Source organism: Rhizobium sp. AG207R (assembly GCF_027109195.1).
In the GTDB taxonomy this organism is placed as follows: Bacteria; Pseudomonadota; Alphaproteobacteria; order Rhizobiales; family Rhizobiaceae; genus Rhizobium; species Rhizobium dioscoreae.
In genome coordinates this window covers 253,459-267,957 of record NZ_JAEPVT010000004.1, presented here as the reverse complement: position 1 = coordinate 267,957, position 14,499 = coordinate 253,459, and the positions used below count along the sequence as shown (strand labels likewise).

The window sequence follows — 14,499 nt, the reverse complement described above, 5'->3', positions numbered from 1 at the left end:
ATATTGCGACGATTCCGCAAGAAAATAACCGTCGCGAAGACAATTTTAGCGTTTTTTCGAAAAATTTTGACGAGGGATGGTTGTTGCCTGCTTGCCGCAAGGGCCTAGGTAATAGGGCGGCAAAGCGAGGTGGATCTGAAAGTGGAAATCTGCATGCGGCGGATCCACATAAGCCGCGGCGTCTGTCATGGTGCGGCCCGGGCCAAGGAGATCAGTATCGCGTGAACGACAATGACGATTCGAAGGTCTATTTTGACCTCTGGCGGCTGATTCCCGACGGTACCCCGATCGTGACGCATTCCAGCCGGCTTTTTCCCGTGCGTCGTGATGGCGAGCCGGCGATGCTGAAGATCGCCGACGCACCGGAGGAGAAATCGGGGGCCGAGCTTATGGTCTGGTGGAATGGCATTGGTGCTGCGCGCGTTCTCGAGCATCAGGACGATGCTATCCTGCTCGAACGGGCAATAGGCAGCCGCTCACTTGCCGAGATGGCAAGGAATGGTGAGGACGACCAGGCAAGCCGGATCATCTGCAAGGCCGTCGCCGGGCTCCACGCCTCTCGCGGCGGCGCCTTGCCGCAATTGGTTCCGCTTGTCCACCGCTTTCGTTCGCTCGAAACCATGGCTCATTGTGAAGGCGGTATCTTCGTCCAGTCCGCGGTTGTCGCGCGCATGCTGTTGGCGGAGCCCCGCGATGTCGTCGCCCTGCATGGGGACATTCATCACGGCAATATCCTCGATTTCGCGGAGCGTGGCTGGCTTGCGATCGATCCCAAGGGCCTGGTGGGCGAGCGCGGCTTTGACTACGCCAATCTCTTCTGCAATCCCGATAATGCCGTCGCCACATCTCCCGGCCGTCTTGCCCGGCAAGTAACGGTCGTTGCCGAGGCGGCGGGAATGGAGCGCGGACGCCTGTTGCAATGGATCATTGCCTGGGCCGGCCTTTCGGCAGGTTGGCTGATCGAAGATGGCGAGGATGAACACGTCGAAGCAGCGTTGCGCGTTGCCGAAATCGCGGCGGCAGAACTCGCCAGAACCGAAGATTAGGAGATCAGGGTCCCGCGCCAGGACTGCCGATAGCGCGCCAACCCCGGCAGTTCGGTGCGAGTGGAGGAGCTGGCCGCGGCACTGATGGGTCTTATCCCCGTCAGCAAGGCGGCACCCTGGCTGGTGCCCGTTGAGCCGGCTAGTGCGATGACATCGGTGCTCGTCAAGGCAGAGAGGGCGATGAGGTAGGCGCGATTGAACGCAAAGGGACCTTCGACGAAGATTGGTCCTTTAGCGCCGATCAGATCGAGGCAGGCTTCCGTCATCAGCGCGAGATAGACGCTGACGGCGGCAAGGCGTTCGGCGGAATTGGTCGCACTGCCGATCCAACGCATTTTCCTGCCCGGAAACGGACCAGAGCCCTCGACTACATTGGGCAGTAGCATGAGGCCTTTCTCGATCACCCGTTCCAACGCGGCTTCGATTGCTTCATGGGATGCAATACCGATTTCCGCTGCCAGAATCTCGAACTCGCGGCCGCCCATGAAGCGGGAAGACGGCACGGCGCGGCCATAGGCATCGACATTGGCAAGGGTATCGCGGGCGGGATCGAGATGATCGAGATCGCCGCCGACGCCAAAACTGATAACCCATGTCCCCGTCGAGACGACGGCAAAAGGCGCTTCATTCTCGACAAGATGCGGCAGCAGCGAGGCGTTGGAATCATGAATGCCGCAATAGACAGGGACAGGCGACGAGAGACTGATATCGGCGGCAAGTGCTGGTAGCACCGGGCCTAGGGCGTCGAATGCCGAACGGACCGGCGCCATCAAGGCACGAATGCCAAGCGTGTCAACCAGGGACGAATAGCTTTGGGTCGTCGGGTTCCAGAGATCGGTATGGCAGCCAAGAGACGTCATCTCGTTGGCCGCGACGCCGGTCAGGCGAAACGCCCAATATTGCGGATAGGTCAGGATCGTTGCGACGCGGGCAAAATCAGCGGGGAAGGCGCTTTGCTGATAGTGGATCTGCGCGCCAGCATTCAGGCCACCGGATAGCCGCGGCGAAAAGGTTTCGGCAAAAGCCGGACGCACTTGCCCATAGGCTTCCTGAACGGTTTGCGGATAGATGTGTTCGTAATCGAGAACCGGCAAGGCAAGATCGCCGCCGGCGTCCAACAGGACCACCGAAGCACCGTGCGTCGTGATTGATATGGCATCGAAGCCGGGCGTGGCTGCAAAGCCCTTCAGCGCATCAATGATGAAGCGCCATAGGCTTTCGATATCGTAATGCGGGTAAGGACCTGACTTCAGGACGCTGTTTGTAGTCCTGACGGCGGCAATCTCGGCTCCGGTCCCGGCATCCAGCACAACGACCTTGGCGTTGGTCTTGCCGATGTCGATCACGGCGATGTGGCGGTAGGCTGTCTCGCTGTTCATGGCAGATGAAAGACCGTGACAAGATCGCTTTGGATGGGCGAGTTATCGGGATTGGTCGCCATGATGTCCGCCATATGTGCCCACCATTTCTTCATGATGGGATGTTCGGGCAGGCTGGCCATGGTGTGATCTTTCGGCCGGGTCAGCACGCCGAAAAGCGTATTCGTCTCGCGGTCGAGATGGATGGAGTAATCGCTGACACCTGCCTGATGCAGCAGATCCACCAGCTCAGGCCAGATTTCATCATGTCTCTTGCGGTATTCTGCTTCCATGCCTGGATTGAGCGTCATCTTGAAGGCGTGGCGTTCGTGAGCAGCGGTCATTTGGAGCTCATGGTCTTGATGCGCTTTGCCACGATCGGCAGCGCGATGGTGATGATGAGGAGGAGGCCGATGAAAATCGACATGACAATGCCGGGAACATTCAGCAGGCCAAGGCCGAAGGTGACCAAGCCCATGACGAAAGCAGCGATGACGACGCCGCCGATCGTCCCCGAGCCGCCGAGGATCGATACGCCGCCGAGCACGACCATGGTCACCACCTCCAGTTCCCATCCCAGCGCGATCGAGGGGCGCGTCGAGCCGAGGCGCGAGGTGAGGCAGACGGCGGCGATACCGCTCATGATGCCGGTTAGGAGAAACAGGATGAATTTGACCCGCTCGACTGGAATGCCCGAGAAGCGCGCAGCAAAATCATTGTTGCCGATCGTATAGACCTGCCGGCCGAAATTCGTCGCATGCAGCAGGATGGCAAAGGCGATCGCCAGCACGATGAAGAGCACGAATTCGAACGAGAAGACCCAGACGACATAGCCCTGGCCGAAATAGGCGAAACTATCCGGATAGTTGCCATAGGCCTGGTCGCCGAGAACGATATAGGAAATGCCGCGAAACAGGCTCATCGTGCCGATGGTGACGACGATTGACGGCAGCTTCAGCACGGAAACGAGGAATCCGTTGAAGATGCCGCAGACGAGGCCGACGCCGATACCGATCGCAACGAGGCCGGCCGTGTCGACGCCCATTTGCGCGGCAGCGCCCATCGCCGTCGACGCCAGCGCGATGATGGCTGCGACCGAGAGGTCGATTTCGCCCGCGATGACGAGCAGCGCCATGGCAAAGGCGATCATCGCCTTTTCGGTAAAGTTGAAGGTCGCGTCCGAGAGATTGAACGGATCGAGGAAATAGGGCGAGGCCAGCGAGTTGAAGATGAAGATCGCGACCGCGACGCCGAAGAGCAGTGTTTCCCAGCTTGCCATGATGCGCTTGAAGGGCGTGCCGAGGCGATCAGGAATGGCGCGCTTTTCCGCGGTTGCCGCTTGCGAACCGTTGCTCATGCGTGTGCTCCCTGGCTGGCGGTGTCCTTTGCGGCTTGATCGCGCAGGATGATGCGGCCGCGGTTGCGTTCGCGCCGGGCGTTGAAGACGACGGCAAGGATGATGACGGTGCCTGAAATCGCCATCTGCGTGAACGGCGAGATGCCGATGACCGGAAGTGCGTTCTTGATGACGCCGAGGAAGAGGGCGCCTAAGACCGCGCCGGCGACTGAACCGACACCGCCGGCGATCGATATGCCGCCGATGACGCAGGCGGCTACGCTATCGAGTTCGAAACCATTGGCGATATCGACATAGGCGACCGCATAGCGCGAAACCCAAAGGTAGCCGCTCAGTCCCGCGAGCGCACCAGAGAGGACGAAGGCGAGGAAGCGCGTCCAGCCGACATCGATACCGGCATAGACGGCGGCAACCGGATTGCCGCCGCTGGCATAGGCCGAGCGGCCGAACTGCGTGTAGCGCAGCACCAGATACATCATCAGAACGATGGCGATACCGATCCAGGCAAGCACCGGCAGGCCGAGAAGCGGCGTGCGCGGCACGTTCAGGAAAATCGGCGTGAATTGATGCGCATTGACCCAGGCGCCGCCCGATAGGACGAATGCCATGCCGCGATAGATCGTCAGGGTGCCAAGCGTGACGACGATCGGCGGGATTTCCAGCGCCCAGACGAGATAGCCATTGATGGCGCCGAGAGCCGCGCCCATCAGGATTGCCGTAATGACGAGTGCGATCAGCGGAATATCGGGATAGGATGCGTTCAGCATTGCAACCGCCATGCCGGTCAACGCCAGATTGGCGGCAACGGACAAATCGATCGATTTTGTCAGGATGACCGTCATCTGGGCGAGCGCGAGGATGATGAGGATCGATGTGTCATTGAAGATATTGGCGAGATTGGCGGGCTCGGCAAAGCCGGCTGCGCGCGTCGCGAAGCCGGCGATCATCACGACGATGATAATGGCGAGCAGAGTTTCGCGCTTTTTGAGGATGCGTGGCATCCCGTCCTCCCTATGCATTTCCAGTGGCGGCGCGCACCAAGGTTTCCGGCGTGAGCCCCTCGCGCTCGAAAAGGCCAGCGGACAGGCCTTCCTTCATGACCAGCACACGATCCGACATGCCGAGGATCTCGGGCAGTTCGGAGGAGATCATGATGATGCTGAGACCTTCAGCCGCCAATTCGCTGATGAAACCATGGACGGCGGCCTTTGAGCCGATGTCGATACCCTTGGTAGGCTCGTCCAGAATGATGATCTTCGGCTGCGTCGCCAGCCACTTGCCGATGACCACCTTCTGCTGATTGCCGCCAGACAGCGTGCCGACGGGCACGGAAAGTGCGGCAGCGCGCAGATCGAGCCGCTCGGCATATTTGCGGGCGAGAGCGAATTCGTTGGCTGCCTTCAGGAAGCCCTTGCGCGAGGTGCGCCCGAGTGAAGGCAGCGACATATTCTGATAGATCGGCATCGGCAGTGCCAGGCCGTGGCGACCGCGCTCTTCGGGCACATACACGATCCCCGCGCGAATGGCATCCTGCGGCGATCGCACTTGGATTTCCTGTCCGTCGAGCGTCAGGCGTCCGGACAGCGGTTTGGTAATGCCGAAGAGCGATTGGCAAAGCTCGGAACGTCCGGCGCCGATCAAGCCATAGACGCCGAGGATCTCGCCGCGCCGAAGCTTGAAGGAAATATCGCGGAATTCGGTGCGGTGACAGTATTTGTCGACTTCGAGAACGGTTGCACCGATCGTCACAGGCACTTTCGGGAAAGCGTCCTTGACATCGCGGCCGACCATCATACGGACGATCTCATCCTGTGGTGTCAACTTCAATTTGCCGTGGCCGACGGCCCGGCCGTCGCGGAAGACGACGAAATTGTCGGCGATCTCGTAGAGTTCGTCGAACTTGTGGCTGATGAACAGGATGGCCTTGCCCTTTGCCTTCAATCCCTCGACGATGCGGAAGAGATCATCGATCTCCTTGCGGGAGAGAGCGGCGGTGGGTTCGTCCATGATGACGATGCGGGCCTCGATCGACAAGGCGCGTGCGATTGCCACAAGATGGCGCTGCGCGATGGAGAGGTCCTTCAAGCGGGTTGTCGGATCGATCGCGCTTTCCAGCGATTGGAGAAGCTCTTTCGATCGGCTGTTCATCCTCTTCCAGTCGATGGTGCGCCAGGATGTGCGCGGCGCATGGCCGAGGAAGATGTTTTCGGCAACAGTCAGCTCGTCGAAGAGTACGGTTTCCTGATGAATAGCTGTGACGCCGGCATCGATAGCGGCCTGCGCATTCGCAAAGGCCATCGCCTTGCCATCGACGAGGATCTCGCCCTCGTTCGGGCGGTAGATTCCCGTGAGAATCTTGACGAGTGTCGATTTGCCCGCGCCGTTCTCACCGATCAGGGCGGTCACCTTGCCGGGATAGAGCGAAATGCTGACGCCATCCAGCGCCTTGACGCCGGGAAAGATCTGGGAAATGCCGCGCATTTCCAGAATGGCCTGATTGTTCGCGGCTGGTGCGTCCGCGATGGAGCGTTGAAGGACTGTGGTCATCAGCAATGTACCGGATCAATGAAACCAGGTCCGGCGGCTGATGCCGCCGGAGAGCTGCGAGTTCGATTTTCGATCAGAAAACCTTGGAGAACTGATCGATGTTCGAAGCATTGTAGACGAACGGATCGGCCATGGCGGCTTCGCCGTTTTCGCCAACCTTGATCTTGCCCATGCGGCCGGCATTGATCTCGCTGCCCGGCTTGCCGTCGGTCTCGCCCTTGACGAGGCGATAGGCGATCTGCGTTGCGGAATAGCCGAGATCGATCGGATTCCAGATCGCAAATTCCTTCGTCGCGCCGGACTTGATGGCGCCGGCCATTTCGGACGGCAGGCCGAGACCGGTGACATAGACCTGGCCGATCTTGCCGGCATCCTTGACGGCCTGCGAAGCGGCGAGCACGCCGACGGTCGTCGGAGCGACGATGACCTTGACTTCGGGATGCGAGGTCAACAGGCCCTGGGCTTCACGATAGCTCTTGTCGGAGAGATCGTCGCCATAAACGGTCGTGACCAGGTTGAGGCCGGGGAAATCCTTCAGCTGCTTCTTCATCTCGCCGATCCAGATGTTCTGGTTCGTCGACGTCGTCGTGGCCGACAGGATGGCGAAATTGCCCTTGCCGCCGTCGAGGTGATCCTTGGCGAGCGTCAGGCACATCTTGCCGATCAGTTCGTTGGACGAGGGGTTCAGCTGCAGGATACGGCCAGCCTTGGCGACGCCGGAATCCCAGGAGATCACCTTGATGCCGCGCTGTGCCGCCTTCTTCAGGGCCGGAACAACTGCGTCGGGATCGTTTGCGGAAATCGCGATGGCATCGACCCCTTGGGCGATCAGCGAGTTGATGACTTCGATCTGGCCTTCGGCCGTGGTCGAGGTCGGGCCGGTGTAGATCACCTGCACGCCGCCGAGATCCTTGGCTGCTTCCTGTGCGCCCTTGTTGGCGGCTTCAAAGAAGCCGTTGCCCAGCGACTTCACCACGAGGCCGATCTTGATGTCCTTTGCACTGGCCGCGCCGGCGAAAAGCGTGGCGGCGAGCGCGACGCCGATCGCCAATTTCTTTGCAATATTCATGTCACTTCCTCCCAAAGTTAATAGGCATGCTCACCCCACCTGAGCCGCGCGTCTCATGCGACCGACGGGGAATCTTCCTCCTCGGCTTCAGCCGAAACATTTGCAATAATGAGCGAAATGCCCGCATCCTCGATCATGCGCATGGTTTCGGCGGTAACACCGTCGTCGGTGATGATGGTCGAGACCTGATCGAGCGGGCAAAGGATCAGGCTGGAGCGCTGGCGGAATTTGCTTGAATCCACCATGACGACGAGTTCGTCGGCCTGGCGCATGAGCTTCTGCTCGCTCTGGATGACCAGCGCGTCGGCTTCCATGACGCCCAGCGGGCCTACGCCCTGCGCACCGATGAACATGCGCTGAGCATAGAAATTGCGGATCGTATCGTTGTCGAAGGGCGAGAGGATCAGGCTTTGTTCGCGATAGATCGCGCCGCCCGGCACCGTCACGTTATTCTTCGAATGCTTGACCAGGTGTTCGGCGATCGCGAAGGAATTGGTCATCACCTGCAGCCGGAAGGCCGAGATATAGTGAACCAGCTGGAATGTCGTCGTGCCGCCATTGATGATAATGGCGTCGCCGGGATTGCAGAGTTCGGCCGCCTTGCGCGCAATTGCGCGTTTCCTATCGATGTTGACGGCTTCGGATACACGAAACGGCCGCGCGGCCAGATTGCCGAGCTGCGGAGGATGGATCGATTCCGCTCCGCCGCGCACACGCCTGATCTTTCCCTGTACGTGCAGGGCAGCGATATCACGGCGTATCGTCGCTTCCGAAGCCTCGGTCAGCTCGGAAATATCCTGAATCGTCACGACAGACTTTTCCTGTACGGCGCTCAGAATAATGCGATGGCGTTCGCGTTCGTGCATTGGCTCCTCCTTGTCGGCGGTTATTTCGCAAATATGACAATGTGTCAATCATAAACGATCATAAACTTTCATATTGCATCGCAACATTATCGAATTTGATCGTTTTCGATTGACAAGGCGACTATACGTGAGCGATACCCTGCTCACAAAGGGCGGTTCCATCATGATCCGATCTGCCCGAAAGACTTGATTTCAAGGGAGGATGACATGGCGGCTGGCGTTCAGCTTCTGGAAAACCGTTGGGATGATGCACATGCTGATGGGCTCGATGAGCCTGGCAAGCTGCTTTATCGGTCGAATCTGCTCGGTGCCGATAAGCGTATCACCAACTATGGTGGCGGCAACACGTCGGCCAAGGTCATGGAAACCGATCCGCTCTCCGGCGAGAAGGTTAGGGTGCTCTGGGTCAAAGGCTCCGGCGGCGATGTCGGCACCATCAAGCTTGACGGTTTCGCCACGCTTTATCAGGACAAGCTGGACAGCCTGAAGAACATCTATCAGGGCGTTGCAGACGAGGATCGCATGGTCGGCTTCCTGCCGCATTGCACTTTCAACCTCAACGCCCGTGCCGCTTCGATCGATACGCCGCTGCATGGCTTCGTGCCGTTCACCCATGTCGACCACATGCATCCGGATGCCATCATTGCCATCGCCGCCTCGAAGAACTCGCGCGAGCTGACGCGCGAAATCTTCGGCGACGAGATCGGCTGGCTGCCCTGGCGCCGTCCGGGCTTCCAGCTCGGCCTTGATCTCGAAGCCTTCGTCAAGGCGCATCCGAATGCCAAGGGTGTTGTTCTCGAAAGCCATGGCCTCTTCACCTGGGCCAACGACGCCAAGGAATGCTACGAGCTGACGCTCGCGATCATCAACAAGGCGATCGAATGGTTCGCAGCCAAGACCGAAGGCAAGACGATTTTCGGCGGTGCCATCACCCAGAGCCTGCCGCAGGCGGAGCGTCGTGCGATCGCCGCCCGGCTAATGCCTGAGATCCGCGGCCGCATCGGCAAGGCCGAGCGCAAGCTCGGCGATTTCGACGACCAGGATGCCGTGCTCGAATTCGTCAACTCAAAAAACCTTCGCCCGCTTGGCGCGCTCGGCACCAGCTGCCCGGATCACTTCCTGCGCACCAAGATCCGGCCACTGATCGTCGATTTCGATCCGGCCAAGCCTGATGTCGATGCCGTCATCGCCGGCCTCGACAAGGCATTGGAAGATTACCGCGCCGACTACGCACGCTATTACAATGATTGCAAGCATGACAATTCGCCGGCCATGCGCGATCCGAACCCGGTGATCTTTCTCGTGCCCGGCGTCGGCATGCTGTCCTTTGCCCGCGACAAGGCGACTGCCCGTATTGCTGGCGAGTTCTACGTCAACGCCATCAACGTCATGCGTGGCGCCTCCACGGTTTCCGAATATCAAGGCCTGCCTGAGCAGGAAGCCTTCGATATCGAATATTGGCTGCTGGAAGAGGCAAAGCTGCAGCGTATGCCGAAGCCGAAAAGCCTCGCCGGCCGCGTTGCCTTCGTGACCGGTGGCGCCGGTGGCATCGGTCGCGCCACGGCCGCCCGGCTGGTAGGCGAGGGCGCCTGCGTCGTTTTGGCTGATATCGACCAGTCGGCACTTGAAGATACCCAAGCCGATTTTGCCAAGAGATACGGTGCGGATGCCGTGCGCAGCGTTAAGCTCGACGTGACGAAGGAGGATGCCGTTATATCCTCCTTCGCTGAGGCTTGCGTCGAATTCGGCGGTATCGACATTCTGGTCTCGAATGCAGGCATTGCTTCGTCCGCGCCGATCGAAAGCACCGAGCTTTCGATGTGGAACCGCAATATCGATATCCTCGCGACCGGTTATTTCCTCGTCTCGCGCGAAGCCTTCCGGCTGTTCCGCCGTCAGAACCTGGGGGGCAATGTCGTTTTCGTCGCGTCGAAGAACGGTTTGGCGTCCTCGCCGAATGCCGCTGCCTACTGCACGGCAAAAGCCGCCGAGATTCATCTCGCCCGCTGCCTGGCTCTGGAAGGTGCGGAAGCCGGCATTCGTGTGAACACGGTCAATCCCGACGCCGTGCTGCGCGGCTCGAAGATCTGGAACGGCGAGTGGCGCGAGCAGCGCGCTGCTTCCTCGAAGATTGAGGTGGACGAGCTGGAGGAACATTACCGCAAGCGCTCGATGCTGAAGCTCAATGTTTTCCCCGAGGACATTGCCGAGGCGATCTACTTCCTGGCATCGGATCTTTCCGCCAAGTCGACGGGTAATATCATCAACGTCGACGCCGGCAACGCGCAGAGCTTTACGCGGTAGTTGGCCGCACTTCCTTCTCCCCACTGGGGAGAAGGTGGCCCAAAGGGCCGGATGAGGGGGCGCGGCAGATGCAGTTCTATCTTTCGCTCACGCTCAAGATGGTCGTCGCTCCGCTCCTTATCCCCTCATCTGCCCGTTGGGCATCTTCTCCCCGCGGGGGAGAAGAGGGAATAAGCTGATCGAAACGCCGATATTTCGAATAACGCATTGGGAGGAAAGAATGGCCGAATACAGGATCGCGCCCGATCTGGTCGCCGCAGAAAACGACAAGCGCGCCGCCGCATTGAAATCCGATTATGAGGCGCTGGGCGCCACGCTCGCCCGCCGCGGCGTCGATATCGAAGCCGTCACAAAAAAAGTTTCGGAATTCTTCGTCGCGGTCCCGTCCTGGGGTGTCGGAACCGGCGGCACGCGCTTCGCCCGTTTCCCCGGCACCGGCGAGCCACGCGGCATCTTCGACAAGCTCGACGATTGCGCCGTCATTCAGCAGCTGACGCGGGCAACACCAAGGGTTTCGCTGCATATTCCCTGGGACAAGGCCGATGCGAAGGAATTGAAGGCGAAAGGCGATGCACTCGGCCTCGGCTTCGACGCCATGAACTCCAACACTTTCTCCGATGCGCCCGGTCAGGCGCATTCCTACAAATTCGGTTCGCTGAGCCATGTCGATGCGGCGACCCGCGCCCAAGCTGTCGAGCACAACATCGAATGCATCGAAATCGGCAAGGCGATCGGCTCGAAGGCGCTGACGGTATGGATCGGCGACGGCTCCAACTTCCCCGGCCAGACGAATTTCACCAAGGCCTTCGAGCGCTATCTCGCCGCCATGGCCGATATCTACAAGGCGTTGCCAGATGACTGGCGACTGTTTTCCGAGCACAAGATGTACGAGCCGGCCTTCTATTCGACGGTCGTGCAGGACTGGGGCACCAACTATCTGATCGCGCAGACGCTCGGCCCCAAAGCGCATTGCCTTGTCGATCTCGGCCATCACGCGCCGAATACCAATATCGAGATGATCGTCGCGCGCCTCATCCAGTTCGGCAAGCTCGGTGGCTTCCACTTCAACGATTCCAAGTATGGTGACGACGATCTCGATGCCGGTGCCATCGAGCCCTACCGCCTGTTCCTCGTCTTCAACGAGCTGGTCGATGCGGAACGGCGCGGAGTGAACGACTTCAATCCGGCGCATATGATCGACCAGTCGCATAACGTGACCGATCCGATCGAGAGCTTGATTTCCAGCGCCAACGAGATCCGCCGCGCCTACGCGCAGGCGCTGATCGTCGATCGCGATGCACTTAGCGAGTATCAGGACGCGAATGACGCGCTGATGGCATCGGAAACGCTGAAACGCGCCTATCGCGCCGATGTCGAACCGATCCTGGCCGAAGCTCGCCGCCGCGCTGGCGGTGCCATCGATCCGGTCGCCACCTACAGGGCGAGCGGTTATCGCCGCAAGGTTGCCGGAGAGCGTCCGGCTTCCGTTGCCGGCGGCGGCGGTATTATCTGAGATTATCGGGTGCCGGCACAAAATGGCGCCGGCACCCGATGCCTATCGCGCCTGCCCCAATTGCTGGAGTTCGGCCTCTCGCCAGGCGGACCAGCGACGCCGCAATTCGCCTGGCCGCAGGCCATAGTTTTCGTCGAGCACCTCGACCGCGAGAATTCGCTCCGTGCGGAAATGCCGGAAGCCTCCACGTAGCTCGCACCACGCCACCAGAATGCGGCTCGTGTCGGAATAACCAAGGATGACGGGCCAGACGATCCTTGTGCTTTCCGCGCTCGCATCGGACCGATAACGCAGGCGAAGTTTTCGTCCTTCGCGGATTGCCGCCCGCAGCATTGGCAGGTCGATGTTTTCCTCTTCGGATTCCTGAAGAAGCGGTTTGGCGCCGACGCTCGGCTCGAGGATGAAGGGGCGCAGGTGCTCGGGCACGATGGCAGTGATCTTGGCAACCACATCGCGTGCGGCATTGGCAAGGGCCTTGTCGGCGCGGCTTGCAACCCATTGCGCTCCGAGGACGACAGCCTCGATCTCCTCCGGTGTCAGCATCAACGGCGGCATTTCGTAGCCGGGCGAGAGGAGATATCCGAAGCCGGCCTCACCCTCGATCGGCACGCGCTGGCCCATCAGATCGGCGACGTCGCGATAGACCGTGCGTTTGGAGACTTCGAGCTCACCCGCCAGCGCGGCAGCGGTCACCGGCCGGCTCGACCGGCGCAATATCTGTATGATCTGAAACAAACGGTCGGCGCGACGCATTCCTGCTGACTCCTGCTGTCAGTATGGTGGCAACAGCCTTATGCAACAAGAGCCTTCGAGCGCCAACGATATGTTCGGCCGGCCTTTTGAAGGAGTATGCGATGAAACTGGCATCCACGCGTCTGATCGCCTCAGACATCAGGAAAATGGTCGGCTTTTATGAGATGGTCACCGGCCATCGGGCCGAGTGGCTGGCACCGGTCTTTGCCGAGATCGTCACCCCCGCGGCGACGCTTGCGATCGGGAGCGTCGAGACCGTCGCTCTGTTCAAGGAGGGCAGTGCCGAGCCCTGCGCCAATCGCTCTATCATCATCGAATTCCAGGTTGATGATGTCGATGCCGAATTCGCAAAGCTAAAGGACATGGTGGAGGTCGTGCACGAACCGAAGCTGATGCCATGGGGCAACCGGGCAGCGCAGATCCGCGATCCCGAGGGTACGCTCATCAGCCTCTACACGCCTGTCACGGACTTTGCGAAGCAGCGTTTTGCTGGACGTTGAGCGATAAGGCGCCGGCGAAATCCTGCGGTTGGGCGATGCCGTCTGCCTGTCGGCATTTCTCGTCTTCAGTCACGCCTTGGCGTCTTGCGAGCGTGACCAACCGACCTAAATAACTGCATATTTGTCATGGTCGTCTGGCAGATTTGAAATCATCTTTCGGCACGACAACCGAAGATGGTCGCAGCCGTGCTTCGTCGATTTGCTTCAGTCGCATGTGCACTTTCGAGTGGCCCGACAGTGGGAATTGGGTATTGTCGCTTGCAACGGCTCGCCTTGATTTGACGGTCGAGGCTGGCAAAAAGCAGAGCCCTGCTGTTGATAGGTGAGGAAAGACGATGACGACTGACATGAACGGTTTTACCGGACGCCTGAAACGCCGCGAGAATGGCGGCATGATCTCCGGCTGGGTCGGCATACCCGATCCGATGCTCGTCAATCATCTGGCGCAGGAAGACTTCGACACCATCGTGCTCGATATGCAGCATGGCATGTGGAACATGGAGTCTGCCGCCAACGGGATTGCCTATGTGCGCCTGGCCGGCAAGCCGGCGATTGCCCGCATTCCCGTCGGCGATTTTGCCTCTGCCTCGCGCCTTCTCGATGCGGGCGCCTCCGCGATTATCGCGCCGATGATCAATTCTGCCGATGATGCGCGCGCGTTGGTGCAAGCGACGAAATATCCGCCGCTCGGTGAGCGGAGCTGGGGGCCATCGCTGGCGCTCAATCATTTCGGCCTGCCAGCTGAAGATTATCTGCAGAGCGCCAACAGCCTGACCGCCACCATCGCCATGGTGGAAACCCGCATGGCACTCGATGCGATCGACGAGATTCTCGCGGTCGACGGCATCGATGGTATCTTTGTTGGCCCGTCCGATCTTTCGATCGCGCTTTCGAACGGCGCCCGTCTTGCACCCGATAGCGCCGCGATCGATCAGGCGCTTGCAACCGTGCTGGCACGCTGCCGCGCCCACGGCAAGGTCATTTGCGCCTTCGGCGGCGATGGCGCCCGCGCCGGGGAATATCTGAAGCTTGGCCTCGATCTGGTTATCGCCGGCACGGAAACGGCGCAGCTGCGCGCCGGCGCCCGCACGGCCATTCAGGCTGCGCGAAAAGGCGCTGATTCATAATCGGCTGAGATAAAAGCTGCCCGAGGTATCCCACGGGCAGCGGTGGTTGCGCTAGAGCC

The 14,499-nt window shown here is 60.0% G+C and carries 13 protein-coding genes; 5 read left to right on the top strand and 8 right to left on the bottom strand.

All coding sequences use genetic code 11. From position 1 onward, the window contains the following. Positions 1–221 precede the first annotated feature (221 nt). Positions 222–1,046, top strand: a complete 825-nt coding sequence (locus tag JJQ51_RS11280) for an aminoglycoside phosphotransferase family protein (RefSeq protein WP_113389393.1) — start codon at positions 222–224, stop codon at positions 1,044–1,046. Here JJQ51_RS11280 and JJQ51_RS11275 read toward each other — a convergent pair. The 7 genes from JJQ51_RS11275 to JJQ51_RS11245 all read right to left on the bottom strand — a co-directional run bounded on the left by JJQ51_RS11275 (position 1,043) and on the right by JJQ51_RS11245 (position 8,243). Continuing rightward, entirely contained in the window at positions 1,043–2,425 is a 1,383-nt protein-coding gene (locus JJQ51_RS11275; RefSeq protein WP_113350506.1) for an FGGY-family carbohydrate kinase, read from the bottom strand. The two genes, JJQ51_RS11280 and JJQ51_RS11275, sit on opposite strands and share 4 nt — an antisense overlap. Beyond that, on the bottom strand, positions 2,422–2,748 hold the full coding sequence (gene rhaM, locus JJQ51_RS11270; RefSeq protein ID WP_113350505.1) for an L-rhamnose mutarotase: 327 nt from the start codon (positions 2,746–2,748) through the stop codon (positions 2,422–2,424). The genes JJQ51_RS11275 and rhaM overlap by 4 nt, the downstream gene beginning before the upstream one ends. Beyond that, the gene (locus JJQ51_RS11265; RefSeq protein WP_113350504.1) at positions 2,745–3,761 is read right to left on the bottom strand and encodes an ABC transporter permease; all 1,017 of its coding nucleotides are present in this window, start codon (positions 3,759–3,761) and stop codon (positions 2,745–2,747) included. The genes rhaM and JJQ51_RS11265 overlap by 4 nt, the downstream gene beginning before the upstream one ends. Beyond that, entirely contained in the window at positions 3,758–4,762 is a 1,005-nt protein-coding gene (locus tag JJQ51_RS11260; RefSeq protein ID WP_113350503.1) for an ABC transporter permease, read from the bottom strand. Before JJQ51_RS11260 ends, JJQ51_RS11265 begins: the two co-directional genes overlap by 4 nt. Positions 4,763–4,772: 10 nt before the next feature. Next, on the bottom strand, positions 4,773–6,308 hold the full coding sequence (locus JJQ51_RS11255) for a sugar ABC transporter ATP-binding protein (RefSeq protein WP_113351025.1): 1,536 nt from the start codon (positions 6,306–6,308) through the stop codon (positions 4,773–4,775). A gap of 73 nt (positions 6,309–6,381) precedes the next feature. After that, positions 6,382–7,377, bottom strand: a complete 996-nt coding sequence (rhaS, locus tag JJQ51_RS11250) for a rhamnose ABC transporter substrate-binding protein (RefSeq protein WP_075853916.1) — start codon at positions 7,375–7,377, stop codon at positions 6,382–6,384. A 53-nt stretch (positions 7,378–7,430) separates the two neighbouring features. Next, positions 7,431–8,243: a DeoR/GlpR family DNA-binding transcription regulator gene (locus JJQ51_RS11245; RefSeq protein ID WP_113329757.1), complete on the bottom strand. Its 813-nt coding sequence runs from the start codon at positions 8,241–8,243 to the stop codon at positions 7,431–7,433. A 207-nt stretch (positions 8,244–8,450) separates the two neighbouring features. Here JJQ51_RS11245 and JJQ51_RS11240 point away from each other — a divergent pair, with 207 nt between their 5' ends. Further along, complete coding sequence (locus JJQ51_RS11240; protein ID WP_113350502.1) at positions 8,451–10,547, top strand: bifunctional rhamnulose-1-phosphate aldolase/short-chain dehydrogenase; 2,097 nt, start codon at positions 8,451–8,453, stop codon at positions 10,545–10,547. Positions 10,548–10,767: 220 nt separating this feature from the next. Continuing rightward, entirely contained in the window at positions 10,768–12,060 is a 1,293-nt protein-coding gene (gene rhaI, locus JJQ51_RS11235) for an L-rhamnose catabolism isomerase (protein WP_113350501.1), read from the top strand. A gap of 42 nt (positions 12,061–12,102) precedes the next feature. Here the strand turns inward: rhaI and JJQ51_RS11230 are convergent, their stop codons facing one another. After that, positions 12,103–12,813 carry a helix-turn-helix transcriptional regulator gene (locus JJQ51_RS11230; RefSeq protein ID WP_113350500.1) on the bottom strand — a complete coding sequence of 237 codons (711 nt, stop codon included), beginning with the start codon at positions 12,811–12,813 and terminating at the stop codon, positions 12,103–12,105. 101 nt (positions 12,814–12,914) lie between these two features. On the opposite strand from JJQ51_RS11230, the gene JJQ51_RS11225 reads away from it, so the two are divergent. Together JJQ51_RS11225 and JJQ51_RS11220 are read left to right on the top strand one after the other, a co-directional pair. After that, complete coding sequence (locus JJQ51_RS11225; protein ID WP_113350499.1) at positions 12,915–13,313, top strand: VOC family protein; 399 nt, start codon at positions 12,915–12,917, stop codon at positions 13,311–13,313. Between the two features lie 335 nt (positions 13,314–13,648). Beyond that, entirely contained in the window at positions 13,649–14,440 is a 792-nt protein-coding gene (locus JJQ51_RS11220) for an HpcH/HpaI aldolase family protein (protein WP_113329762.1), read from the top strand. The last annotated feature ends 59 nt before the right edge of the window (positions 14,441–14,499 follow it).